The 25,397-nt window shown below is 55.7% G+C and carries 17 protein-coding genes; 11 read left to right on the top strand and 6 right to left on the bottom strand.

Features of this window, described 5'->3' with window-relative positions; translation table 11 throughout:
• Positions 1–59: 59 nt before the first annotated feature.
• Together modA and AC2IBB_RS21845 are read right to left on the bottom strand one after the other, a co-directional pair.
• Positions 60–827 (bottom strand): molybdate ABC transporter substrate-binding protein, encoded by a 768-nt coding sequence (modA, locus tag AC2IBB_RS21850; protein WP_486328855.1) that lies wholly within the window; start codon positions 825–827, stop codon positions 60–62.
• A 105-nt stretch (positions 828–932) separates the two neighbouring features.
• Positions 933–1,751, bottom strand: a complete 819-nt coding sequence (locus AC2IBB_RS21845; RefSeq protein WP_486328854.1) for a TOBE domain-containing protein — start codon at positions 1,749–1,751, stop codon at positions 933–935.
• Positions 1,752–2,160: 409 nt separating this feature from the next.
• On the opposite strand from AC2IBB_RS21845, the gene tagH reads away from it, so the two are divergent.
• Both tagH and AC2IBB_RS21835 read left to right on the top strand, forming a co-directional pair.
• A complete protein-coding gene (gene tagH, locus AC2IBB_RS21840) occupies positions 2,161–3,450 on the top strand; it encodes a type VI secretion system-associated FHA domain protein TagH (RefSeq protein WP_486328853.1) in 1,290 nt (429 codons plus the stop codon).
• Between the two features lie 238 nt (positions 3,451–3,688).
• Positions 3,689–5,386 carry a methyl-accepting chemotaxis protein gene (locus AC2IBB_RS21835; RefSeq protein ID WP_486328852.1) on the top strand — a complete coding sequence of 566 codons (1,698 nt, stop codon included), beginning with the start codon at positions 3,689–3,691 and terminating at the stop codon, positions 5,384–5,386.
• Here AC2IBB_RS21835 and AC2IBB_RS21830 read toward each other — a convergent pair.
• Positions 5,373–7,481, bottom strand: a complete 2,109-nt coding sequence (locus AC2IBB_RS21830; RefSeq protein ID WP_486328851.1) for a sensor domain-containing diguanylate cyclase — start codon at positions 7,479–7,481, stop codon at positions 5,373–5,375. The genes AC2IBB_RS21835 and AC2IBB_RS21830 overlap by 14 nt on opposite strands.
• A gap of 393 nt (positions 7,482–7,874) precedes the next feature.
• Here AC2IBB_RS21830 and AC2IBB_RS21825 point away from each other — a divergent pair, with 393 nt between their 5' ends.
• Positions 7,875–9,095, top strand: a complete 1,221-nt coding sequence (locus tag AC2IBB_RS21825; protein WP_486328850.1) for a cyclic di-GMP phosphodiesterase — start codon at positions 7,875–7,877, stop codon at positions 9,093–9,095.
• 12 nt (positions 9,096–9,107) lie between these two features.
• On the opposite strand, the gene AC2IBB_RS21820 is transcribed toward AC2IBB_RS21825, so the two are convergent.
• Positions 9,108–9,509, bottom strand: coding sequence for a hypothetical protein (locus tag AC2IBB_RS21820; RefSeq protein ID WP_486328849.1), 402 nt, complete (start codon positions 9,507–9,509; stop codon positions 9,108–9,110).
• A 730-nt stretch (positions 9,510–10,239) separates the two neighbouring features.
• Positions 10,240–10,947: a response regulator gene (locus AC2IBB_RS21815; protein WP_486328848.1), complete on the bottom strand. Its 708-nt coding sequence runs from the start codon at positions 10,945–10,947 to the stop codon at positions 10,240–10,242.
• Between the two features lie 219 nt (positions 10,948–11,166).
• Here AC2IBB_RS21815 and AC2IBB_RS21810 point away from each other — a divergent pair, with 219 nt between their 5' ends.
• The 3 genes from AC2IBB_RS21810 to AC2IBB_RS21800 all read left to right on the top strand — a co-directional run bounded on the left by AC2IBB_RS21810 (position 11,167) and on the right by AC2IBB_RS21800 (position 17,428).
• A complete protein-coding gene (locus AC2IBB_RS21810; RefSeq protein WP_486328847.1) occupies positions 11,167–11,412 on the top strand; it encodes a hypothetical protein in 246 nt (81 codons plus the stop codon).
• Between the two features lie 233 nt (positions 11,413–11,645).
• On the top strand, positions 11,646–14,459 hold the full coding sequence (locus AC2IBB_RS21805; RefSeq protein ID WP_486328846.1) for a glycoside hydrolase family 9 protein: 2,814 nt from the start codon (positions 11,646–11,648) through the stop codon (positions 14,457–14,459).
• A 110-nt stretch (positions 14,460–14,569) separates the two neighbouring features.
• Positions 14,570–17,428: a glycoside hydrolase family 48 protein gene (locus AC2IBB_RS21800; protein WP_486328845.1), complete on the top strand. Its 2,859-nt coding sequence runs from the start codon at positions 14,570–14,572 to the stop codon at positions 17,426–17,428.
• Positions 17,429–17,568: 140 nt separating this feature from the next.
• On the opposite strand, the gene AC2IBB_RS21795 is transcribed toward AC2IBB_RS21800, so the two are convergent.
• Positions 17,569–18,576 carry a LacI family DNA-binding transcriptional regulator gene (locus tag AC2IBB_RS21795; protein ID WP_486328844.1) on the bottom strand — a complete coding sequence of 336 codons (1,008 nt, stop codon included), beginning with the start codon at positions 18,574–18,576 and terminating at the stop codon, positions 17,569–17,571.
• 299 nt (positions 18,577–18,875) lie between these two features.
• Between AC2IBB_RS21795 and AC2IBB_RS21790 the strand changes: the two genes are divergently transcribed.
• The 5 genes from AC2IBB_RS21790 (at position 18,876) to AC2IBB_RS21770 (ending at position 25,395) form a co-directional block, all read left to right on the top strand.
• Entirely contained in the window at positions 18,876–19,796 is a 921-nt protein-coding gene (locus AC2IBB_RS21790) for an ABC transporter substrate-binding protein (protein WP_486328843.1), read from the top strand.
• 261 nt (positions 19,797–20,057) lie between these two features.
• On the top strand, positions 20,058–21,563 hold the full coding sequence (locus AC2IBB_RS21785) for a sugar ABC transporter ATP-binding protein (protein WP_486328842.1): 1,506 nt from the start codon (positions 20,058–20,060) through the stop codon (positions 21,561–21,563).
• A complete protein-coding gene (locus AC2IBB_RS21780; protein WP_486328841.1) occupies positions 21,556–22,542 on the top strand; it encodes an ABC transporter permease in 987 nt (328 codons plus the stop codon). Before AC2IBB_RS21785 ends, AC2IBB_RS21780 begins: the two co-directional genes overlap by 8 nt.
• 214 nt (positions 22,543–22,756) lie before the next feature.
• Complete coding sequence (locus AC2IBB_RS21775; protein ID WP_011396346.1) at positions 22,757–23,833, top strand: erythritol/L-threitol dehydrogenase; 1,077 nt, start codon at positions 22,757–22,759, stop codon at positions 23,831–23,833.
• 11 nt (positions 23,834–23,844) lie between these two features.
• Positions 23,845–25,395, top strand: coding sequence for an FGGY-family carbohydrate kinase (locus AC2IBB_RS21770; RefSeq protein ID WP_486328840.1), 1,551 nt, complete (start codon positions 23,845–23,847; stop codon positions 25,393–25,395).
• Positions 25,396–25,397: the final 2 nt, after the last annotated feature.

Here is a 25,397-nt window from a genome sequence, read left to right as displayed (position 1 = left end):
ATCAAGTTCCTTATGCCGGATATCGGGATGAAATAGGGCGTCATTATCGGCATTTCTCCTTATTCTTCAACATTGTAACCAAAGGATTCGATGATCGAGCGGGCGCGGGGGGATTTCAGGTAGTCGATAAACGCCACCGCCGCCGGGTTATCCTGACCTTTGGTCAACAGGACGCCTTCCTGCCGGATTGGCGTATACAGAGATTGAGGGACCAGCCAATAAGCGCCGCGCTCGGCTTCATCCATGGCGATCACTTGCGATAGGGCGACAAAGCCCAGTGTCGCTGCGCCGCTGTAAACGAACTGATAGGTTTGCGAAATGTTCTCGCCAAACACCAGCTGTGGTTGCAGATGCTCGTAAAGTTTGAGTGATTGCATGGCTTGGATCGCTGCGGCGCCGTAAGGCGCGGTTTTGGGATTGGCGATGGCCAGTTTGCCTTTGTTGAGTTCCAGCCACTGGCGGCCGTCCTCGCCATGGATTGGATCTTTGCTCCATAACGCCAGACGCCCGCTGGCGTAGACAAAGTTGGCGCCTGCTACGCCAACTCCAGCCTCGATGGCTTTTTTACTGCGCACGTCGTCCGCCGCGAGAAATATTTCAAAAGGCGCTCCGTTGGTGATTTGCGCGTAAAGCTTGCCAGTAGAGCCGAAGCTGGGTTTGAGATGATGGCCGGTCTGAGCCTCAAAGTCGGGAGCCAGCGCCTGAATGGCGGAAGTGAAATTGGCGGACACCGCCGCCAACACCTCATCTGCTTTGGCCTGCGCCGTCAGAGAGAAGGTAAGAATAGTCGTCGCGAGCGCGTGAACGACAGTATAGCGTTTCAACATGTACAGTTCCTTTTCGTGTTGATAAGCCCTGCTTCTCAGGGCGGCGTTTTTGGCGTCGTCGCTGATGCGTCGCAGAACCCTGGTCGCGCTCTACGACGGAGTGCGTTATTGATTGACCGCCAGAATGATATGGGACGCTTTGACGTAAGCCTGACAGGGAGCGCCCTGCGTCAGACCCAGGTCCTCCAGACTTTGTTCCGTGATGATGGCGGTCAATGTGCGGTCCCCGTTCAGGCGCACGCGCACCTCTGCATTCACCTGGCCGTGACGAATATCGGAGACGACGCCGCACAGGCGGTTGCGAGCGCTAAGTCGTAAACTCTCGTCTTTCGCCAGAATGACGAAACTGGACTTTATAATGGCGCAGGCTTCGCGCCCCGGCATGAGTCCAAGATCCTGAACTGACTCCTGCGTCACTACCGCCACCAGTTCCAGATCGTCTCCCAGGCTCAGGGCGACTTCTGCGTTCACTGCGCCCGCCTGAACGCGGCTGACGGTCCCCCGAAACTGATTGCGTGCGCTGGTTTTCATCGTCATGGCCTGCAGGACTCCATGTATATCGTCAAAATCGTCAATATCCCGCTGTAGGCGGCTTAATAGCGCAGAGTAGTGCGTTTCCATCGCCCGATAGGCGGACACCAGCTTGCGCCCTTGCGTAGTCAGTCGGGCCCCGCCGCCTTGTTTGCCACCGGTGATCCGCTCCACCAGCGGGCGCGGTGATAAATTATTCATCGCGTCCACGGCGTCCCAGGCGGTTTTGTAACTGACGCCGGTGAGCTTGGCCGCCCTGGTGATGGAGCCGGCGCCGTCGATATGCTCCAGGAGAGTGATGCGGGACCCTCCCTGCATACCGCGCAGGTTCTGGTTCAGCCAGAATTCTCCCGCCAACTTCAACACCCCGGCGCTATCGTTATTTTCACTCATCGTTGTTCATCCGGGAGGCTGGAGCAACGCCTATCCGTCTCCATCGGTTTATCTCCGTGCTGGCGCATTCATCTTGGGACCGATTATCAACGGGCCCCTGATCGGCGCTATGCTCATAACTGTAAGTGTTGGTGGTGACGGGAATGGACGTCGAATCCTTCCCTAAGCGCTATATAGTATTCTATATAACGATGATGCTATCAACTGTCATGTAAGCGGCCACGCGGGTTTACGGGTGGATAAGCATTGCATGACCCTTTGGCGTCGCCGTAAACTTTGTGAAAAAAGAATGACTGTTTTCACCTTCATTTGGCGCTTATACGCCTGATGTTTTGTCTAAAATTTAAGAACAGTGAATAAGTAAATGGAACTCATCCTCAAAGTGACTAAATGTCCCCCCGGAAGCGACATGTCTGGGGTGACTGTTACCGTCGGCAAAGACGGCGCGACCATAGGGAGAGCGACCACGAACTCCCTGGTGCTGCCGGACGCCAATCGGTATGTATCCTCGGACCACGGACGGATCGAGTTCGACGGAAGTCGATACAGCTTTATTGATATCAGCACTAACGGCAGCTACCTGAATCATCTGGGACACCCCCTTATCAAAGGCCACCCAGAGCCGCTCAAGAACGGCGACCGCCTGATGCTTGGGCAGTATGAGCTGCAAGTGGAGCTGGCGGAGCCCAGCGACGATCGTACGCAGATGTTTGCGCCTGACTCGGATATCGAGGCGACCCGAATTTCATCCGATATTGCTTCTCAAACCGCTATGTCAGATTTGGATGACTGGATTGGTTCCGGCGAGGAACCCTGGCCGGTCTACCAGCATGCGGCGAATACCACCGCCGTGCCGCCAGAGCAGGTAGCGGCGGAGAGGCCGGATGACCTGGACCCGCAGAGCGATGCGGACTTGGACGACGGCATCCTGGATGCGGAAATTATCGAAGATGTGGAAGCGCCGACATTGGTGAACCAGACCTCCCCCCGTGTTGATGAAGACGCGTCCGTTGACGCGGAACCGACGGCGGAAGAGGCGGCGACTGCCGAGCCTGATCAGGATGAGCAAACCTCGCAGTTCAGCAAGAAGGACATGACCCCGGACTGGCTGACTCAGGCCCTGGGTATGATGACGCTGTCGGAAGAAGCGCATAAGCAGGTCGTTGATAAATCCATGGATTTGCTGCGGGAGGCGGTGGAGGGCGTTCTCACGACGTTGCGTGAAAAACAGTCGCTCAAGAATGAGCTGCGCATCAATCAGACTCAGATTCGTGTGGCGGAAAACAACCCCCTTAAATTCTCGCCCACTCCTGAAGTGGCGTTGGAGAATCTGCTCCTGAAGCAGGGGACGACATACTTGTCCGCCGATGAAGCGATGAAAGAAGCGTTCGCCGATATACGTGATCACCAGCGCGCGCTGTATAAATCCGTAAGGGGGTTATACACCCGGATTATCAAGTCGCTCGATCCGGAGCAGATCGCCAAACACATCGACAACAAGCACGGACAGCCCTGGTTTGGCGGCAATCACCGTAAATACTGGGACGAATACCTGAAAGCCTATAACAAGCTGCGCAAAGATGAAGAGCAGGCGTTTCAAGGGAAATTCTCCGAAGATTTCGCTAACAGCTATGAGTTCTACTTCAATCAACTCAAGGCCCAGCGTAAAAACAATAAAGCGGATGAAGACGACCTGTAAGGCGTCATCCCGCACCGCTCTTAAGGCGCTCGCTGGACGGGCGCCGCCGTTCTGACCAGGCGGCGTTTGGCATCCGCCATCGCGCCTGACTTATCTGTTCTATACTTCTTCTACATGAATCAGCCCCAAGGGACGTAATCACTCTCTCCTGCGGTGTGCGCGGTATCGCAGTGCATTGGTCATGCGAATGTATGTGTTCCTCGGGGCGAGTCCTATTTCAGAGAGGGGAAAACACATTGTGAAGATTCGTCCGCTATTCATGACTATCTTTGGCGTGATCATCGTCAGCACCCTGGCCAACTTCTTACTGGCGTTCTATTTGCGTTCGGAAGTGACGGCGCTGAAGCAAACGACGGAAACCCGTTACGCTTCCTACCAGCGGGCGGATGAGTTGCGGCAGAGTTCGGATGACTTGACCCGGCTGGCGCGCACTTATGTGGTGACGGGCGACCCCAAGTACAAAGAGATGTATCTGACCGTCCTGGATATCCGCAATGGCGTTAAAGCGCGTCCGCAAGAATATCATCGTATCTATTGGGATTTGGTGCTGAATGCGGGGGACAAACCCAAGCCGGACGGCGATGTGATATCTCTGCAGAAGATGATGGAGAATCTCGGCTTCTCGCAAAAAGAGTTTGATTTGCTCAAAGAGGCGCAGCAGAACTCGGATGGCCTGGTGAATCTGGAAGTTGAGGCGATGAAAGCGGTGGAGGGCGGCAGTCTGGAGCGGGCCAGAGAATTGATGCACGGTCAGGACTACCATCGTGAGAAAGCCAAGATCATGCGCCCAATTGATGAGTTCTTCAAAGCGCTGGAGGCGCGCACCAGCCAACAGCTTTCCGGCATTCAGAATACGGTGTCGAATATAATTCTGGCGTTGATCTGTTTCCTGATACTGCTGGCGCTCGCGGCGGCGGCGGGATATCTGGTTGTGCTCAAGAAGATCGAAAGGCCGGTGTTGAATCTATATCGGTTAATTGGCGATGTGGAAAAAAATGCGGATTTAACCCTTCGTTCCGACCATAGCAGTCAAGACGAAATCGGCATGATGGCGAAGGGCTTTAACAGTCTTGTTGGTCGCTTCAGAGATATTCTCGGCGACGCCCGATCGTTGATCAGCCATGTGGCGGACGATTCTTCAACGGTCGCCCGCTTGACCGCTGACTCCAACGGCAGAATCGAGAGGCAGGCGAACGAGACGGACATGGTGGCTACGGCGATTACCGAAATGACCGCCGCCATGGAGGAGATCGCCGCATCCACCAATCAGGCCAAGACCTCCGTTGCGGAAGCAACTGAATACGCTTCCACCGCAAATGGAGTAGGGCGTCAGTCCATCAACAACATGAAACGCTTAAAAACCTGCTTTGATGACGCGTCTGGGCAGGTCAACGCCTTGTCGCAGGAGTTCTCCCAGATTGAGAATGTCCTTCAGGTCATCAAAAGCATCGCCGAGCAGACCAATCTCCTTGCGCTTAACGCAGCGATTGAGGCGGCCCGAGCCGGTGAACAGGGACGCGGCTTCGCCGTGGTGGCGGACGAAGTGAGAACGCTGGCGAAGCGGACGCAGGAGTCGACAGGCGAAATCGAATCCAACATCGCTAAACTGAGAGAAGGCATGGACAGTACCGTCACCTCAATGAGTAACGGGATTGGAGAGGTATCCCGCAGCAGTGAGTCGGTGGCGAAAACCATGACATCCCTTGAACAGATCGCCTCCAGCATCGACGCCCTCAACAACCTGAGTCTGCAAATCGCTTCCGCGACAGAAGAGCAGTCGGCGACCATTGGCTCTATTGATCAAAGTGTTGGGGCGGTCAGAGATCTGGCTGAAGAAACCTCCCAGGACTTGCGCGCGCTGGAAGAAAAGGCGAAATCCTTAAGCCAGTTGACCCGCGGACTTCAGGACAAGATTCAGGTCTTCAAGTTGCCTTAAGCGGGTTTAACTCCCACACCACAAAAGCGTTGCGACCCTGGCGTTTGGCTTCATACATAGCTTCATCCGCCCGCGCCACCAGCATCTCCGGCGTCAGGCTGCGATCGCCTATTGCTACCGCCACGCCGATGCTGGCGGTTACCTTAATCTGTTGATTTCTCACCAGCGCTAAGAGCTCTTGCAGAGCTTTGTGGATTTTACCTGCGACGAAGGAGGCGTCCTGTGTCGGCTGGGCGAGCGCCTCCAGCACCACCACAAACTCATCGCCGGCGATGCGCGCGATACTGTCGGTTTTACGCACAGCCATCATGAGTCGATCCGCGGTCGCGCGAAGCAATATATCTCCCGCGTCATGGCCATAGGTGTCGTTGATGGACTTGAAATGATCCAGATCCAAAAACATCACTGCTATGCCGGAGAGACTGCGACCAGCGCGTTCCACCGCCAGCTCCAACAGTATTTTTAGTCCTTGACGGTTGAGGACTCCGGTCAACGGGTCATGTTGCAGTTGCCAGCGCAATCCTGACTCGTGCTTTTTTCGTTCAGTGATATCGGAGATCATGATGAAAAAGCCGCAGGTGTCGCCATGACTGTTGATGTCGGGGATGTAGTTGATTTCGTAGTAGTGCTGACGACCGTTTACTGGCTGTTGGCTTTCGAAACATGCGCGCTGGCCAGCCAGGGCTTTTTGAATATAGGGAGAGGCCTCTGAGTACTTCGCGTCTCCCAGGACCTCGGCGATAGTGCGCCCATGTAGTTCCTGAGGGTCCAGGCTGAACCATTTTTTATATACAGCGTTATTAAACTGGTAGCGCTCCTGCCTGTCCGCATAGGCCACCAGCACTGGCAGACTGTCGGTGATGGTTTTCAGCTTGCGTTCGCTGGCCCCCAGAACTTTCAATGCGTTGCTCAGTTCTTCCGTGCGCTTATTAACCCGAAGCTCCAGTGTTTGATTCAACCGGGTTAACTCCTGTTCCTGAGCGGCGAGGTCGTTCATCATACTGCTTAATGACTTCGCCAGCTCGACCCCTTCCTTATACAGCGCCTGAGGCGGCGACGATACCACGCGCTCCCTGGCGAAGAGGGCGGCGGACTGAGAGAGCAGGGACAGTGGTTTAGTGATCCATATCGACGCGGGCCAGACGAGAGCGATAAACAGGACGCCGAAAAGGAGTCCCCATAGCAGTATTTCGCCCTGCAGGCGTTGAATTTCGCCGAACGCGGCGTCTACGTTCTGGCGAATCAGTATGCGCCAGTGAAAGTCTTTTAAACGCTCATATCCATCGCTGACGATCAGGGCGCAAAGAAACTCGCCTTCCTCGGGCCATGCGCTTACAAATGTTACTGATTCCGCGCCGGGAAGGAGGGGCGGACTGATGGGGAGAGGGGCGTTCGCCAGGTGCTCTGGACCCATTAGTACGACCCCGTCGTCGTCAACAATCAAGGCTTCTACGGCGTGTCGTTTTAATAAAGGCCGCAACACTTCCAGACTGAGTTGCTCCGCCCAGTCCCAACTCAAATGCGCGCCTAACACTCCCAGCACCTGTCCGTCAGCAGACTTGATTGGAATGGATGCGTCCACAAACCGCCATGGTTCCTCGCGGGACGGCATCAGATTGGCGAGTAACAACGCCTTGTGCACATCGCCGAAGAAGGGGGCGACCAGACCATGCTGAAACCAGGGGCGCGCAGAGACATCCGCCCCTTCCAGCATGCCGCCTGTGCTCACCTGAACTTTGCCGTCCGAGTCGGCGTAGCCGATCCAGGCGTAGAGAGGAAATTTTTGCTTTAACTCGTTGAGCCATGCCCGAGCCAGCTTCTTGTTTTGCAGCAAGGGACCAGCGGGCGTGGTGATGGAGGCGGCGAGGGACAGGTCGCGGTAGCGCTCGTAGAGACTGCGGTCAAGCTTGTCCGCTACTTGATAAGCGACGGCTTCAATCGCCGCTGATTGTTCTCGCACAAGCGGCTCTCGCGCCAGACTGCCAATAACGAAGGTGAGCAAAGCGGCCAGCGCGCACATCATAAAGCCAAAAACCAGCGTTAAGCTTGCCTTCAGCGGTAGCGCTTTGAATTTGGAGCGGCCATAGATAGGCATGTGAATATTTCGACAGTACGTTGGTGAAGCGAACTTTCTGAATCAGTCATTCTCGGCCCTACTGAAGGACGTTAAATGAGAGGCTCAGAAGGCGTAGCGGCTGGCGCTCATGGGCGTCTATGTAAAAGCCTAGCCTTATGTGGGCTAAATACAACCATATTAGTCAAGTATTCCGCTTATGCGCGCTGCTCCGTCAAGGCGGCATTTTCTTATTCACATGGACGGCGACTCCGTTAAAATGGCTGGCTTTTCACGCTCTGGCCACTGATAGATTACGACTAACCTTTGCTAGACTGAAAATGACGACAGCGCTGCGAGACAACCAGCAATAACGCCGATGAGAACCCAGTGTCACTGATGCCGCAAAGTAGCCGATCCCTTGTCAAAATTCCTGTGTCTGAACTTCAGGTGGGCATGTACGTGGCCCGTTTGGACCGTCCATGGGAAGAAACCTCGTTTCTTTATCAGGGGTTCTTCATTTATGACTGGCGCGACATTCAGGAGCTGCAGACGCAGTGTGAGTTCGTCTATGTGCAGTCGGAAACGGAAGTGGTTGAGGAAGAGAAAGTCGTCACGGCGCCCAGTGGCAAAAAGGTCCGTACCAGGGTCAAGAAAGAGAAGACGCGTCTGGTTCACAAAGTGCCCGCTTATCGGGAGCTGAGCAAAGCGTCCACCTCATTGGGACAGGCCAGACAGACGATTCATGATGTGTTTCGCGCCGTGAAGCTGGGCCGTGATATAGATATGGAGGCGGTGACCGTCGCCGTAACGGATATCGTCGACAGCATCATGCGTAACCCGAACGCGCTGCAATGGCTGTCCCTGATTAAAGATAAAGATGACTACACCGCTGAACATTGCCTGCGTGTTTGCATTTTGTCCATCATTATTGGGCGGGAGATGGGGTTCAACGAGTCTGAAATGGTGGATATCGGCGTTTGCGGAATGTTGCATGACGTAGGCAAGGTCAAGGTGCCGGATGAAATTCTCAATAAGCCAGGCAGTCTGGACAAGGATGAATTTGAGATCATGAAGCAGCATTCCCAGTACGGCAGGGATATTCTTATTTCGCTGTCTTCTGCTCCCAAGAGCGCGGTGGACGTCGCATACAGCCATCATGAAAAGGTGGATGGAACCGGGTATCCGCGAGGACTGGCTGCGCACCAGATCCCTCTCAAGGCGAAAATAGTCGGCGTCGTGGACGCCTATGACGCCATGACATCCGCCCGGGTCTATAAAGATCCCATGTCTGCGCTGGAGTCTCTGCGCATCATCTATGATGTTAGAGGCAAGCACTTTGACCTGGAGGTGGCGGAATTCTTCATCAAGACGATGGGCGTGTATCCGGCGGGCCATATTGCGGAACTCAGCAGCGGCGAAGTCGGCATCATTGTGCGCTCCAACAATGAATATCGTCTTAAGCCCAAGGTTTTGCTGGTGCTGGATGAGAAAAAACAACTGCGTAAAGAAAGCATTCTCGACCTTTCCATCAATTGCCTGACCGATGCAGGCAAACCGCTGCGCATCAAGGAGATTCACCCTAACGGAGCATTTGGCGTGCGGCTGGAAAACTACGTGAAGAAGGGGCTGCGGCTCGCCGAGTTCGACGACTGAGCCGCATTGGTTTCAGGCGCTTTCTGTCTTCGCCGCCAGCGTCCGTTTGAACTCCATGGTCATCTGATGTCCTTTAAGCGCTGGCCCCGACAGGGCGCTTAGGGCCAATTTACCAATGAGAATAAGCGTCGCCGTGGCCAGGGCGTCGAGAAACCATATCATTGGCGTTGTCAGCCATGCTGCGTCAAATGCTGGCTTGAATGTCCCGCCCAACGTCGTCATCCCCACCAAACCATGCAGCGCCAAGGCGATCCAGAACCCTGAACAGTAGGGGCAACGCCAATCCTCGTATAGTTTCGCCAGAGGGCGGGGCAGGCTTGCAATCATGCGACTAAACCAGGTTCCCCATTCCGGCAGCTTTTCCCATATCAGCAAATAAATACCTAATCCCACTAATGCGGCTGAATAATCCATGACTTCGCGACTCCCGATACTTCTCTAAAAGATGAATCAACAAAAACAGGACTTATGATGCGGGAGGCGGTATAGGATCGGGTAGAGCGTGGCTTGGGGGAAAATCGGCTTATTTTTAGATGGGGGAGGTGAAAGACTGATGCCGATATCCGTTTATATGATTGTATTTTGGTCTTTTTTGCGATGAATTCTCATTTATATCAGATTCAATTTGTAATATGTAAATGGCAGTTTACTTGAAATATATGAGTGAGGATTAATCCTCTCAATAATTAGGTAATTACCGGAACAAATTCATAAAAATTCTGTTGATTATTTCGCTTTACATATATTTAACTGAATGAAAAATATGGATTTTATAAAATATTGTTTTATTGATAAGGTTTAACTTATTAATAAATAGTAATATCGTGGGTTTATTGCTGGGAAGCGGGGTTGAGGCATAATCAGGATATTGCCGATGAAACAAGCTACTAATACAAATTAGAAAATACAGGACTGCTCATGCCAGCTAACTTTACCTCAAGAGATTTACACTATAACGGCATAGATCGCCGGTCGGGACCTCGCCGCACTAATGCTGATCGACGCAACAGCGTCCGTTTTGAGCCGGGGAATCCGGACCGGCGCCAGATCGCTGGACGCCGCGCAGGTGAAACAGGCGGTTGGGCGAGGACCACGCTGTAATCCTCAGCTTTCAGTCTTCATCCGCTGAGGTTTTGTCAGCGGCTTATTCCGCCTCGTAGGTGATCAGCCGATAGCCGACGCCCTGTTCCGTCACCAGAAAGCGGGGAGAGGAAGGGGCGTCGCCGAGCTTATTTCTCAGTTTGGCCACCACAATGCGCAGGTAATGCGTGTCTTCTTTGTGCGTCGGCCCCCAGATTTCCGCCAGCAGTTGCTGTTGCGTCACCACATGGTCGGGCGTGGCCGCCAGCCGCGCCAGCAGGGCATATTCCTTTTTGGACAGATGGATGTCCTCGCCATCCAGACTGACCGAGCGCTTTACGAAGTTGATCAGCAAGCCGGCGGAATGATAGTTCTCTGCCGAAGGTCGCAACGTTGTTGGTTCGCGATCCCGCAGCAGTACTCTGATACGGGCGACAAACTCGCGTATGCCGAAAGGCTTGGTGACGTAGTCGTTGGCGCCATTATCCAGCGCCTCCACTTTTTCCGCCTCCGAGGAGCGCACGGACAGTACTAACACCGGCGTCCGGCTGGTGCGCCGAAGTTGCTTCAGCGCCTCCTGACCGTCCATGTCCGGCAGTCCCAGATCAAGCACAATCACATCCGGCGTTTCTGTGGTCGCCAGCATCAATCCTTCAGTGGCTGAACCCGCCTGCAATACCTCATAGCCTTCCGAACGCAGGCTGATGCGCAGAAAGCGTAGAATCTGCGGTTCATCGTCGATAACAAGAATACGTGGTTTGGCGGCGGTCAATACGGGTCTCGTCGTTTGGTAAGCAGGCGAAAATCCGCACGAGGATATAGCTCCAAATACAAAAGCTCAATAAGCGTCAGTGTGGTGGGGCTCTTTCACTCAAAGGGCATAGTCTGACTTGCCTATGTTTTTTCCGACGTAGCTTTGCATAATGCTGTTTGTAGAAAACGATTTCATAAATTTGCAGTCATGGAGACGGATGTAAGCAATGTTAAAAACATGACGAAAAACATTGCAGGGCGGTCGCTTAATGATTCAGCGCAACAGATGAGAAAGGGACGTTTGTATAGAAAAAGTGGCGATTCAGGTCTAGACCCAAAACCCGATACTTTTTTACGTGATTTCATATCATTATTGCCGGAAATAGAGGCTTATAGCGCTATTTTGCGTTGTGAATCCGGCTTTGATCTAGTTAAAAAGGGCGTTTTTCAGTTCATTTTTTACAAACCGGCATTCGCAAACTAGACTGCTTTTATCATATAAGCCCACGCAAGCGAGCAGCCTTGCCGACGCAGGTGAAATAGTCGAACTAACGCGTAAAAAATTTTTACGTATAGTTGAAAACGTTTTCAGAAGTGATCAAAAATCAACCCTGACCCTGTTGGGGTCGATCATGAAGATTAAACGCGACCAACGTCCTGCCTGCGGCGAGTGATGCGGCTGACGTGAATCGGAATGGCGAAGTAAGGAGAAGGAATATGAAAAAACTACCAGTATGGGCTCTGTTAGGCGGATGCTCACTTATCTCCGCTCAGGGAATGGCGCAGGAGAATTATGGGGAAGCCCTGCAAAAATCCATTTACTTCTATGAAGCCCAACAGTCTGGCGTTCTGCCGGAATGGAATCGCGTCGAATGGCGGGATGACTCCGCTGTTCAGGATGGCGCCGATGTCGGCAAAGACCTTAGCGGCGGTTGGTATGACGCTGGCGATCATGTCAAATTTGGTTTCCCCATGGCGGCGTCGGCGACACTGCTGGCCTGGGGCGCGGTGGAGTACCGGGATGCATACGAGCAATCAGGGCAGTTGCAGCATATCCTTAATAACCTGCGTTTTGTCGCCGATTATTTCGTAAAAGCCCATACCGCGCCCAATGAGTTGTGGGGTCAGGTTGGCAACGGCGGCGCGGACCACGCATGGTGGGGCTCCGCCGAAGTCATGCCGATGGCGCGCCCGTCTTATAAAATAGACGCCAGTTGTCCGGGCTCGGATCTGGCGGGCGAAACCGCCGCGGCGCTGGCGGCGATCGCCATGGTTTTCAAACCGGTGGACAGCGCATACGCCAATACACTGCTGACCCACGCCAGCCAGTTGTATGAGTTCGCCAATACCTATCGCGGCAAATATTCCGATTGCATCACTGACGCCGGCAGTTACTACAAATCCTGGAGCGGTTATCAGGATGAACTGGTCTGGTCCGCGCTCTGGTTATATCGCGCCACCGGCGAAGCCAGCTACCTGCAGCAGGCGAAACAGGAATATCAAAAGCTGGGCGGGGAAGGGCAGCAAGACGTTAAAGCCTACAAGTGGGGACACGCCTGGGACAACAAAGCCTACGGCTCCTATGTCCTGATGGCGCAGATCACCGGGGAGGCCAGCTATCAGGCGGATGCGGAGCGTTGGCTGGATTATTGGACGACCGGCTACAACGGCGAGCGGGTGAACTATACCCCAGGCGGACTGGCTTATCTGGATGTGTGGGGCGCTAACCGCTACGCCGCTAATACCGCTTTCATTGCGCTGGTCTACGCGGACTTTTTGAACAACGCCGGCGTCAAGGCGGAGAAAGCGCAAGCCTATTACGATTTCGGCCGCAGCCAGATTGAATATCTGCTCGGAAACAATCCGGCGGGCGTCAGCTATCAGATCGGTTATGGCGCTAACTATCCCACCAATCCCCATCATCGTACGGCCCATGGAACCTGGACCAACAACCTGCGTACGCCGGAGCAGTCCCGCCATTTGCTGATTGGGGCGCTGGTAGGCGGTCCTGATAGCAATGACAACTATGCGGATGATCGCGGCGACTATGTGAAAAACGAAGTGGCCACGGATTATAACGCTGGCTTTACTTCCGCCTTGGCGCGCCTTTACTTGGATTTTGGCGGCGATGCGATTCCTGATAACGCTTTTCCCCAGGCGGAAGCAAAAGACGAAGAGTTTTATGCCGAAGCGAAACTGAACTCCAGCGGTCCCCGTTATGTGGAAATCGCCGCGCAAGTGCATAACCACAGCGCCTGGCCGGCGCGGGGCAGCGAGCAGCTGCGCTTCCGCTACTGGGTCGACCTTTCCAACGAGTTCGCCGCCGGTTATGGCCTGCAGGACATCAAAGTCACCACCGCCTACAGCCAGGCGACGGAAGTGAGCGGCCTGCAGTCCTGGGGCGATCCAGACGATCATATCTACTACGTCGACGCGTCTTTTCAGGGAGTGAATATCTATCCAGGCGGACAGTCGGAATCCCGCAGGGAAGTGCAACTCAGACTCTCATTGCCGACCAATACCAACGCCAGCGAATGGGGCAACGAAGGCGATCCATCCTGGGACAGCTATGACGGCGTCTACAAAAAAGCGAGCAAAATCGCGCTGTATGACGGCGCCGAACTGGTCTGGGGTGAAGAACCCGGCGCAGGTTGCGGCGGCGACTCCGGCGTCAACTGCCTGCCGCAGGCCCAGTCTCTGACTGTCACGGCGCGCATGGACGAGCCTGTCGAAATCACCCTGCAGGGCGAAGACAGCGACGGCTCCATCGTCGCCTATGAATACACGCAACCCGCCCATGGCGCCCTGACGGGAACAGGTCCAGCGGTCACCTATATGCCTCATGCCGGATACCATGGGTTGGATTCATTCACCTACACCGTGCTGGACAACGACGGTGGGCGCTCGCAACAGGCGCAGGTCGTCGTCGACGTCGACGCGCCGGATCTGCCGTCCCTTGAGATCACCGCGCCTACGGACGGATTCGAAGTGGCGCCGGGGCTGTCCTTTACTGTGCGTTATCGCCTGGAGAACGCGCCCAGCGTGCGTCTGTATTTGAATGCTGAACTTGTTGGGGAAGGGGACGCCGCCGGCATGATGGATGTGACGGCTCCTTCTGTAGAGGGAAGCTACACCCTGAAACTCATTGCGGTATCCGCCGAAGGTCAGGAAATCGGGGACGCCGCCGACACTATTGTCATCAACGTCGCCGAACCGGACGCAGGCGGGGATATCTCATGCAGCGTCGGCGGGCTGAATGTCTGGAATACCGGTTATGTGCTGGGCGACGTCAAAGTCGTCAATAACGGATCGTCTTCTATCAACGGGTGGGAAGTCGTTCTCACCTTTGATGAACCCACTTCCATCGTGAACCTGTGGAACGGGGCGTACACGCTGTCCGCGGACGGTAAAACCCTCACCGTGAAAAACATGCCTTACAACGGCTCACTAGGGCCAGACGCAGCGACCAGCTTTGGTCTGCAGGGCATTCACGATGGAAGTTTCACACCGCCAACCTGCACCGCCAGATAACCCCGCAATACCGCCAATCTCTGACCGGAAGCGGTTCCAGCGCGCTGGATTCCGGTCAGGACGGCGTTATCTGAGCGAGTGTGAATTAATAATATATACGGAGTCAAAACATGGACCTAACGTTCAAGAAAAGACCATTGAAGGGGATGCTGCTGCCTATCGCCGCAGCGGTTAGCTTCGCTACTTTCTGCTCCCACGCGCAAGCCAGCGCAGAGGAATACAATGAGCGCTTTATGGAGATGTGGAACAAGATTCACGATCCCGATAACGGATACTTCAGCGCTGACGGCGGTCCTTATCACTCTGTGGAGACGCTGATTGTCGAGGCGCCGGACCATGGCCATGAATCCACCAGTGAAGCTTACTCCTACTTTCTGCTGCTGGAAGCCTACTACGGTAAAGTGACCGGCGACTGGAGCAAGCTGCGCAACGCCTGGGCGAAGATGGAAGAACACATCATTCCCACCCATGAGATGCAGCCGACCAACAATTTCTACAACCCCTCCAAGCCTGCGTCCTATGCGGCGGAACATTCGCAGCCGTCCGGTTATCCGAGCCAGTTGGAGTTCGGCGTTCCCGTCGGCGAAGACCCGATCTCCGCCAAACTGGCGCAGACCTACGGCACCTGGGATGTTTACGGCATGCACTGGCTGCTGGATATGGACAACATCTACGGTTACGGCAACCTGGGCGATGGCGTCAGCACGCCTTCCTACATCAACACCTTCCAGCGCGGCGAGCAGGAGTCCGTGTGGGAAACCGTCACGCACCCTTCCTGGGAGAGCTTCAAATGGGGCGGCCCCAATGGGTTCCTGCCGTTGTTCACCAAGGACAACAACTACTCCAGACAATGGCGCTACACCAACGCCCCGGACGCCGACGCCCGCGCGGTGCAGGTGATGTACTGGGCGTATCAGTGGATCAAGGAGCAGGGTAAAGACTCGGAACAGGAAGTGCCTGGTTTGATGGCCAAGGCGGCCAAGATGGGGGACTACCTGCGTCTGGCCATGTTCGATAAATACTTCAAGAAAATGGGAACCCAGGACAAAAACGCCCAGGGTGGCCGTGGTTACGAGAGCGCCCATTACCTGATGTCCTGGTATTACGCTTGGGGCGGAGCGGCGGACCCCAGCGCCGGTTGGGCGTTCCGCATCGGCAGCAGCCATGTGCACTTCGGTTATCAGAACCCCATCGCCGCCATGGCGTTGTCGGAGTTCGACCCGCTTAAGCCGAAAACCCCGGGCGCCACGGAGGACTGGGCCACCGGTCTGAAGCGCTCCATGGAGTTCTACACTTGGCTGCAATCGGCGGAAGGCGGTATCGCCGGCGGCGCCACCAACAGCTGGGACGGCTCCTACAATCCCCATCCCCAGGATCGCGCCGACGCCACGTTCTACGGAATGGTGTACGACGAAAACCCGGTGTATCACGATCCAGGCAGCGGTACCTGGTTTGGCTGGCAGGCCTGGTCCATGCAGCGGGTGGCGGAATACTACTACCTGAAAGGGGACGCCCAGGCCAAGCAGTTGATGGATAAGTGGGCTCCCTGGGTGATGAACAATATCAACTGGCTGGAAGACGGCTCCTTTGAAATTCCCGCCACTCTTGAATGGACTGGTAAACCGGAGAAATGGGACCCGGCCAACCCGAAAGCCAACGCCAATCTGCACGTGAGTGTGGTGGATCATGGTCAGGATCTAGGTATCGCGGCGGGTGTGGCCAAGGCGTTAATGTTCTATGCGGCGGCGGCGGAGAAATACGATACGCCTCAGAACGAGGCCAAAGAGGCGTCCAAAAAATTACTCGACGCCATGTGGACCCACTTCCAGACTCCGAAAGGATTAGCGGCGCCGGAAAAACGCGGCGACTATGCGCGCTTTTTCGACAAGGTATACGTACCCGGCGAGTTCAACGGCTCCATGGCTAATGGGGACGCGATCAACAGCGAATCCACGTTCTTGAGCATGCGCTCGTTCTATTTGGACGACCCTATGTTCAAGCAGGTGGAAGACGCGTTGAATTCTGGTGAAGACCCTGTGTTCACCTACCACCGCTTCTGGGCGCAGGCGGAAGCGGCGACCGCATACGCCAACTACGCGTCATTGTTTGAAGCGGACAACCCTTGCGACGAAGGCTGCGCGCCGACAGCGCAACCGCTGTCCGTCTCCACCCGCGTCAACAAGGCGGTTTCCATCACCCTGAAAGGAACGGATAGCGACGGAACCGTCGTCGGTTATACCGTCAGCAAGCAACCCCAGCATGGAACCCTGTCCGGTTCTGGCTCCAATGTGACCTATCAGCCTGAAGCGGGTTTCAGCGGCAGCGATGCGTTCGAATACACCGTGACCGACAACAGCGGCGAAGTGTCCGCGCCAGCCAAAGTCAGCATTGATGTGGCGGAAGCGTCAATCAGTCTGACGTCTCCCGCAGATGGCGCTGAATTCGAGACTGGCGCGTCCGTCACGGTCAAAGTGAACAAAGAGGCTGGTTTGCAAGCGCAGGTGGTATTGAACGGAGCCGTAGCAGCGACTATCGCCGGCGATAGCGACGCCGCGCAAGTGACTTTGCCGACCAGCGAAGGAACGCACAGTCTGGCGGCGAAGTTGCTGGATGAAGACGGTTCCGTCATCGCTACCTCCAACAGTGTCTCCGTGAAGACCAAAAAAGCGCCTTCCGGCGATGGCCTGACCTGTACTGTACGCGAAGATGTTTGGAACAGCGGGTTTGTCGCGCATGTCACACTGACCAATAACACCAGTGAAGTAATCAATGGCTGGACAGTGAACATCCCGCTGGGCGCGACGGATCAATACACCAACGGCTGGAGCGCGCAGTATAGCGTCAACGGCTCTGTGTTAAAGGCGACCAACATGAGCTGGAACGGGACATTGCAGCCTGGCGCCTCCACCAGCATCGGCTTCCAGGGGACCCATGGAGGAACGCATGCGCCGATTAAGTGCGCAGAATAAACAGGGAATATTAGAGCGACCTATTACGCCTATCGCGTCACTGACCATTAGGTGTTGATAGCCCTTTTGGGGACGATTACGTCCCCTTTTTTTGCTTTGCTCATAGGTTTTACGCTTTGCCGTAGAGAACGATTCTTTCCTTAGACCGCTGCCCGCAAATCACCCTCGATAATAATATCGCCGCCCTCGAAACCGGGGTTTTCAATACGGTCCAGCAACATGTTGATGGCGGAGTGGCCCATCTGATAAGTGTCGTGGTGTACGCAAGGGATATTGAAGTCGAAGATATCCGCGTAGGGCGCTTCATCGATGCTGAACACCGCAGGATGGTGATTTTTGGCGCCCAATCTACGCAGCGCTTTAAGCGCGCCCAGGGTGATCAGAATGTTGAGGCCGAACACTGCGTCCGGTGATTGTTTGTGCTGTTTGAAGTAGGCGGTGGCGTTTTCAAACGCCGGTTCCATGGTGTAGTCGCCATAAAGCACTTCCAACCGGGTGGGTTCTTCGCATTCGGCAAGCGCTTTTTTCAGGCCTTCAAGTCGCAGTTTGGAAATGTTGGACTGCTCCGGACCCGCCAGCGCCAGGATATGGCGATGACCCTGTTCCAGTACATAACGGCCGCCTTTGTAACCGCTTGCGAGATTGTCCAGATACACGCCGGGGAAGGGCGCCGCCGGCAGACGACGGTCCACTTGCACCACCGGGATATTGGCGTGAATCAGCTGCTCCAGATATAGCGGGCGGTATTCGTCATAGTCGGACACCACGGACAGAATGATGCCGTCCACCTGATAACTGAGCATGGTTTCCATGGCTTTGTTTTCCAGCTCGGGAGAACCGTCAGTATCGAACAGCATGATGGAATAATTGCGCTTTTTGGCCGCGCGGGAGATCGCCTTGATCATTTCACTGTAGAAAGGGTTGTCCAGGCTGGCGGTGATAATGCCAATTAATCGGCTTTTGCTGCCTTTAAGGTTGCGGGCGAAAGCGTTGGGGACGTAATTCAGCTCTCGCGCCACTTCCAGAATCCGGTCCAGGGTTTCTTTTTTCACCAGCTCCGGCTTGGTCAATGCTCTGGATACGGTGATGGTGGTCATATTCACCCGGCGGGCGATATCGGTAATCGTTACTTTGCTCTTTCTGGGCATGATGCCTCTCAAACGCGTTGTCGGTAAGGGGGGGCGGAGACCCCGGAATGTATGTCGCGACTTGCTTGTTGCATTGGAAAATTCGCTATGATAGCTTAATGTTAACGTTAACATTCTCTCAATGCGAGGGATTGTTGCAAAAGTTGATATTTATTCTATATAGATGTCAACGTTAGCGTTCCCGTAGATGGAGGCCAGCTCCGGCTCCCTTCTACGGGTTTGTTCAACGTGGAAATGTTAACGTTAACATCTGGCGTAGAAGCCGCTTTGAACCACTAAAAATAAATAAAGGTTGAGTCATGTTGAAAATAAGTAAAACCCTTAAGACCCTTGTCGCCGGTATCGCTTGCAGTTTGGGCTTGGCTTCGCCAGCCGGAGCTGAACAACTGAAAATCGGCATGTCCTTTCAGGAGCTGAACAACGCTTATTTCGTCACCATGAAAAATGCGTTGGAAGACGCCGCCAAGGACATCGGCGCGGAACTCTATATCACGGACGCCCATCACGACGTTTCCAAACAGATCAACGATGTAGAAGACATGCTGCAGAAAGGCGTGGATATTCTGCTGTTGAACCCCACTGACTCCGTCGGCGTGCAATCCGCCGTCGTCTCCGCCAAAAAAGCGGGCGTCATTACTGTCGCCATCGACGCGGAGGCGGAAGGCCCCATCGATTCCTTCGTCGGCTCCAAGAACTACACCGCCGGTTACCTGGCCGGTAGATATCTTGGCGAACATTTGGGGGGCAAGGGCGAAGTCGCCATCCTTGACGGCATTCCCGTCGTACCCATTCTCGAACGCGTGCGCGGATTCAGCGACGCTATGCTGGAATTCCCCGACATCAAAGTGGTCGGCAAACAGAACGGCAAGCAGGAGCGCGACGTCGCCATGAACGTGACGGAAAACATGCTGCAGGCCAACCCCGGCCTGGATGGCGTATTCAGCGTTAACGACACTGGCGCTCTGGGCGCGCTGACCGCCATCGAAGCCAGCGGCATGGACGTCAAACTGGTCAGCGTGGACGGTCACCCGGAAGCGATCAAGGCCATGTTGAAACCTGACTCCAAATTCATCGCCACCTCGGCGCAGTTCCCCCGTGATCAGGTCCGTCTGGGGTTGGCCATCGCATTGGTCAAGCACTGGGGCTCTGAAATCCCCACCTCCATGCCGGTGGACGTGAAGTTGATCGACAAAGCCGGAGCCGCTGACTTTAGCTGGTAGAGGTTAAGCCGCGTTTTACTGGAATGAGTCTCTGTAGATGCGGGCCTTTCTCCCCCCAAGGGTAAGGCCCTTCGACAGGCTCAGGGTGAACAGAGCGCGTGCTCTTCTTCGCATAAACGCTGGGCGGCGAGCTTTCTATCGCCACGGCGTTCTCAGGAACAAGCAAGCCCGGAGACGGTTTCGCCATGCGCGTGAGCGCAGTGCGGCGGTGTTTTGGGCGGTGCAGGTGGAAGTTAGGTCGTATTACCGGGTGTAAGAGTCATGAACAGTCTTCTTTCCCTTGAACATATCAGCAAAGGTTTTCCCGGCGTGCGTGCGCTCAACGATATCAGCTTCGAGCTGCAATCCGGGGAGATTCACGCTCTGCTGGGCGAAAACGGGGCGGGTAAATCCACCCTGATGAAAATTTTGTGCGGCGTCTATAAGCAGGACGCCGGGCGCATTCTGATCGAAGGCGAACCGGTGGACTTTCGGCACTATCACGACGCCACTGACGCTGGCGTAGGCGTCATTTTTCAGGAATTCAGCCTGATACCTTACCTCAACGCAGTGGAGAACATTTTTCTTGGCCGCGAGTTGCGCAATGCCTTGGGCATGCTGCGCAAAAAGGATATGCGCGCTCAGGCGGAAAAAATCTGTCAGCGTCTGGATGTGAACATTGATCTGGACGCGCCAGTGGATCATCTGAGCGTGGCGGAGCAACAATTTGTGGAAATCGCCAAGGCGCTGTCGCTGGATGCGCGCATCCTGGTGCTGGACGAGCCTACCGCCACCCTGACGCCCAACGAGGCGGAACATCTGTTTCGAGTGATGCGGGAGCTCAAGGCGCAGGGCGTGGGCATGGTGTTTATTTCCCATCACATGGAAGAGATCTACGAGATTTGCGACCGCATTACCGTATTGCGCGATGGCGAAAAGGTTGGTGATCGCGATGTCAGCGAAGTGGCGGTGGACGATCTGCTGGAAATGATGGTGGGCCGTAAGATCAGCAATAGCTTTCCAGATAAAACGCCGCAGCAGGTTGACGGCGATATCGTCATAGACGCCCGCGCTATTCAACTGCACAAAAACGGTCCAGTGAACTGCTTTCAAGTGCGTAAAGGGGAAATTCTGGGATTCGCCGGGCTGGTGGGCTCCGGCCGCACGGAGACGGCGCTGGCCATGATCGGCGCATTGCCCGCCTGTCGCAAAGACGTGACCGTGGATGGCGAGCCCGCAGCGATGAAAACGCCGGCGGAGGCGCTGCGTCGCGGTATTGGTCTGTTGCCGGAGAGTCGTAAGAAAGAGGGGCTGATACTGCCGTTCTCAATTCGCGAAAACATCACATTGAACAACCTCGCCAAAGTCTCCGGCATGGCCTCCGTTATTGATCGTAAGAGGGAGAGCGAGGTTGCGGAAACCCTGTCGGCGAAAGTACGGGTGAAAGCGCCGGACTGCGAAACGCCGGTGGGCAATCTGAGCGGCGGCAACCAGCAGAAAGTGGTGATCGCCCGCTGGCTGAACAACGACTGCAAGGTGCTTATTTTCGACGAACCGACCCGAGGCATTGATGTTGGCGCGAAGGCGGAAATCTATCGCCTGATGAAGCAACTGACCGCCCAGGGGGTGTCGATCATCATGATTTCTTCCGAATTGCCGGAAGTGGTGGGCGTGAGCGATCGCGTCGCGGTTTTTCGGCAGGGAAGCATCGTCAAGATACTGGAAGGGGATGCGGTGAATTCCAATGAAATTATGCGCTATGCAACCGGAGGCGTAAAAGATGAATAAAATGACTGGCGGCGCCACGGCGAATGTAGAGGTGAACCTGATGCAAGGCTGGCTGAAAAAGTGGCGGAAATCCCCCGCGTTTTATCCACTGCTCGGCTTTATCGTGATTTTCGTCGCGATGGCGCTGGCGAACGAGAACTTTTTGACCGCCGCTAATCTGAGCAACGTGGCGCGACAGGTGTCCATCAATGCGATTATCGCCGTAGGCATGACCTGCGCGATTCTGACTGGCGGCATCGACTTGTCGGTGGGACCGGTGATGGCGTTGTCCGGCACCATTACCGCCGGTTTGATCCTGGCGGGATTTCCACCTGAAATCGCCATTATGGGCGGCTTGCTGGTGGGCGCGCTGTTCGGCGCAGGCAATGGCGCTTTTGTCGCTTACGCCAAAATGCCGCCGATTATTGTGACGCTGGCCACCATGGGCATCGCTCGCGGGTTGGCGTTGATCTACACCGGCGGATACCCCATCTCCGGCCTGCCTGACTCCTTTGCTGTACTGGGACGCGGCGAATTCTTCGGCATTCAGGCGCCGATTCTGGTGATGGCGGCGGTGTATCTGATCGCCTATGTTCTGCTTAATCATATGCCTTTTGGCCGCTATGTATACGCGATAGGAGGCAACGAAGAAGCCGCACGTCTGAGCGGGGTGAGGGTGCGCCGCTATAAGCTGGCGGTCTACACCATCAGCGGATTCACCGCCGCGCTGGCGGGCATCGTACTTACTTCCCGTCTCATGAGCGGCCAGCCCAACGCGGGCATAGGCTTCGAGCTGGACGCCATCGCCGCGGTGGTGCTTGGCGGCGCGGCCATCGCCGGCGGACGCGGAGCCATCATGGGCACCCTGATTGGCGCGATGATGCTGGGCGTGCTCAACAACGGCCTCAACCTGATGGGCGTTTCGCCCTACATTCAGAACATCATCAAGGGCGGCATCATTCTGCTCGCCATATTTATCAGCAGAAGCCGGGATAAATAATCCCGGTCCGTTCTCAAAACTCGAAATCATATAACACGAACAACAGCCATTATCAGCATGGCGATGATAGAGGCATGCTGATAATCAGGCGCATGGATGCGCCTGCGCGGCGGCAAGCCGCGGGAGACAGGACCTGACACGTGCAGGTCCTGTCGTTTCAGACAAATGGAAGGAAGCCATTTGTCTGCCAGATTAATAATATGGAGAATTCCGCATGTCTGCTTTACCTGAAATGATGACCGCGGTGGTCTGTCACGCTCCCAACGATTACCGCCTGGAACAGCGCCCCCGACCGGTGGCGGGGCCCGGCGAGCTGGTGATAAAAATCGAGGCCTGCGGCATTTGCGGCAGCGACTGCAAAGCCAGCTCCGGCGCGGATATGTTCTGGTGCGGCGATAATCCCTGGTTGAAAGCGCCGGTGATTCCCGGCCATGAATTCTATGGTCGCGTGGCGGAAATGGGACCGGGCGCGGCGGAGCGCTTCAACGTCAAGCTGGGAGAGAAAGTGATCGCCGAGCAGATTGTTCCCTGCGAACGCTGTCGCTTCTGTCGTTCCGGCAAATACTGGATGTGCGAAGTACACAATATCTTTGGATTCCAGAAAGACGTCGCCGAGGGCGGTATGGCTCAGTACATGCGCGTGCCCGCCAACGCCGTCGTGCATCGCATTCCCGAGTCGGTGTCTCTGGAGGACGCCGCGTTGATCGAGCCGATGGCCTGCGCCATCCACACCGTCAATCGGGCGGACATTCAATTGGATGATGTAGTGGTGCTGGCGGGCGCGGGCCCGTTGGGGCTGTGCATGATACAGGTCGCGCGATTGAAAACGCCGAAAAAACTGGTGGTGATCGACATGGTGGATGAGCGCCTGGAACTGGCCAAGGACTTCGGCGCGGACGTGGTGTTGAATCCCGCCCGCGACGATATCGACGCGGCTATCAAAGGCATGACCGACGGCTATGGCTGCGATGTCTATATCGAAGCTACCGGCGCGCCGGCGGCGGTCACTCAGGGCTTGCGCATCATTCGCAAACTGGGGCGTTTCGTCGAATTCAGCGTATTTGGCGCGGAAACCACCACCGACTGGTCCGTCATCGGCGATCGTAAGGAACTGGACATTCGCGGCGCGCATCTGGGGCCGTACACCTATCCCGTGGCCATTGATCTGTTTGAGCGCGGCCTGGTGACATCCCGAGGCATCGTCACTCATCAGCGTAAACTGGATGACTGGGAGAACGCCTTCAAACTGGCGTCCACCGCAGATTCCATCAAAGTACTGCTGGTACCCTGAGGAGGGGCGTCATGAACTACGTCATTGGCGTCGATATCGGCACCCAAAGCGCGAAGGCCCTGTTGGTGGCGGCGGACGGGGCCATCATCGCGAAAGCGTCGCAAAGTTACCAGGTGGACACGCCGCGTCCGCTGTGGGCGGAGCAGTGGCCGGATGTCTGGCTACAGGCGGTGTATAAAACCGTGGCCGAATGCGTGGCGGCCTCTGGAGTCGACCCTGCCAGCGTTCGCGGTATTTGCGTCAGCAGTCTTTATGGCGGCTCCGGCATTCCTGTGGATGCGGATATCAAACCGTTGCATCCCTGTCTGATCTGGATGGACCGCCGGGCCACCGCCGAGACGGAATGGGTGCGGGAGCAGCTGGATGTGGCGCGCTTGCAGGAAATTACCGGCAACGGCGTGGACAGCTATTACGGCTACACCAAGATGCTGTGGCTGAAGAACCACAAGCAGGATGTCTGGCGTCAAACCCGCTACCTGCTGCCCCCCAACAGTTACGTCAACTATCACCTGACTGGCGAGTTGGCGGTGGATCACAGCTCCGCCGGCAATATCGGCGGCGTATACGATCTGCGGCGGCGGAACTGGTCGCAGGAAGCGTTAGAGATGCTGGGTATCGATGTGGACAAAATGCCCAAACGGCTGGTGGCCTCAGGCGACATTGTCGGGCGCCTCACGGCGGAGGCGGGAGCGCATCTTGGGCTGCCCGCCGGGGTTCCCGTGGTGGCGGGCGGCGTTGATGCGGCCATGGCGACCCTGGCTGCGGGCGTCGTGGAACCGGGCAACCATGTCGCCATGATCGGCACCAGCATGTGCTGGGGCTTTGTGAATCGGGAGACGGATGCGCGCAACGGCTTGATCAGCATGCCTTATGTGGCCAATGGCGAAGAAGAGATATACATCTTCGGCGGCGCCATCACCGCGGGCGCTTCCATCAGTTGGTTTCGGGAGCAGTTCTGCGAGCAGGATCGGCAGGCGGCGCAAGCGCAGGGCGAAGCGGATGTCCATCAACTTATGGAAAGAGAAGCGGCGAAAACGCCGGCTGGCGCCAATGGACTGGTATTTCTGCCGTATCTCATGGGAGAGCGCAGTCCGATCTGGGACCCCAACGCTTCCGGCTCCTTCGTCGGGCTGACCTTGTATCACACCCGCGCGCATTTATATCGCTCCATTCTGGAAGGGCTGGCGTTTGCGTTACGGCATAACATCGAATGCGGCAGGCAAGGAGCGGCGCGCCTTGATCCTGAGCTGATTGTGGTAGGCGGCGCAGCGCGCTCGGATCTGTGGATGCAGATCATCGCGGACGTCACTGGTTATCCGGTTTTAACCATTGAGCAGGATGTGGAAGCGCCCATAGGGGCTGCGCTTCTGGCGGCGCAGGCGGGGGGCATGGTGGAAAACGCCGCGGCCATTCGCGACTGGATCAGCCTCACGCCCAGAGCCAGGCCCATTGCCGCGAACACTGAGGTCTACGAGCGTATGTTTAAACAATATTGCGCGCTGTATCCAAAGCTGCGCGACGCCATGCACGAACTGAGAGCCGTGGCGCAGGAGAAAGAGTAGAA

The organism is Hahella sp. NS-SX17, assembly GCF_057367735.1.
The sequence above is the reverse complement of the archived record's forward strand: the minus strand, read 5'-3'. Positions and strand labels throughout refer to the sequence as shown.

What these genes read in the sequence shown, in the direction of transcription:
- AC2IBB_RS21770 (WP_486328840.1), top strand. Translation starts at nt 23,845, where the DNA reads ATGAACTACGTCATTGGCGTCGATATCGGCACCCAAAGCGCGAAGGCC.
- AC2IBB_RS21785 (WP_486328842.1), top strand. Translation starts at nt 20,058, where the DNA reads ATGAACAGTCTTCTTTCCCTTGAACATATCAGCAAAGGTTTTCCCGGC.
- AC2IBB_RS21780 (WP_486328841.1), top strand. Translation starts at nt 21,556, where the DNA reads ATGAATAAAATGACTGGCGGCGCCACGGCGAATGTAGAGGTGAACCTG.
- modA (WP_486328855.1), bottom strand. Translation starts at nt 827, where the DNA reads ATGTTGAAACGCTATACTGTCGTTCACGCGCTCGCGACGACTATTCTT.
- tagH (WP_486328853.1), top strand. Translation starts at nt 2,161, where the DNA reads ATGTCTGGGGTGACTGTTACCGTCGGCAAAGACGGCGCGACCATAGGG.
- AC2IBB_RS21775 (WP_011396346.1), top strand. Translation starts at nt 22,757, where the DNA reads ATGTCTGCTTTACCTGAAATGATGACCGCGGTGGTCTGTCACGCTCCC.
- AC2IBB_RS21795 (WP_486328844.1), bottom strand. Translation starts at nt 18,576, where the DNA reads ATGCCCAGAAAGAGCAAAGTAACGATTACCGATATCGCCCGCCGGGTG.
- AC2IBB_RS21800 (WP_486328845.1), top strand. Translation starts at nt 14,570, where the DNA reads ATGGACCTAACGTTCAAGAAAAGACCATTGAAGGGGATGCTGCTGCCT.
- AC2IBB_RS21810 (WP_486328847.1), top strand. Translation starts at nt 11,167, where the DNA reads ATGACGAAAAACATTGCAGGGCGGTCGCTTAATGATTCAGCGCAACAG.
- AC2IBB_RS21830 (WP_486328851.1), bottom strand. Translation starts at nt 7,481, where the DNA reads ATGCCTATCTATGGCCGCTCCAAATTCAAAGCGCTACCGCTGAAGGCA.
- AC2IBB_RS21805 (WP_486328846.1), top strand. Translation starts at nt 11,646, where the DNA reads ATGAAAAAACTACCAGTATGGGCTCTGTTAGGCGGATGCTCACTTATC.
- AC2IBB_RS21790 (WP_486328843.1), top strand. Translation starts at nt 18,876, where the DNA reads ATGTTGAAAATAAGTAAAACCCTTAAGACCCTTGTCGCCGGTATCGCT.
- AC2IBB_RS21845 (WP_486328854.1), bottom strand. Translation starts at nt 1,751, where the DNA reads ATGAGTGAAAATAACGATAGCGCCGGGGTGTTGAAGTTGGCGGGAGAA.
- AC2IBB_RS21820 (WP_486328849.1), bottom strand. Translation starts at nt 9,509, where the DNA reads ATGGATTATTCAGCCGCATTAGTGGGATTAGGTATTTATTTGCTGATA.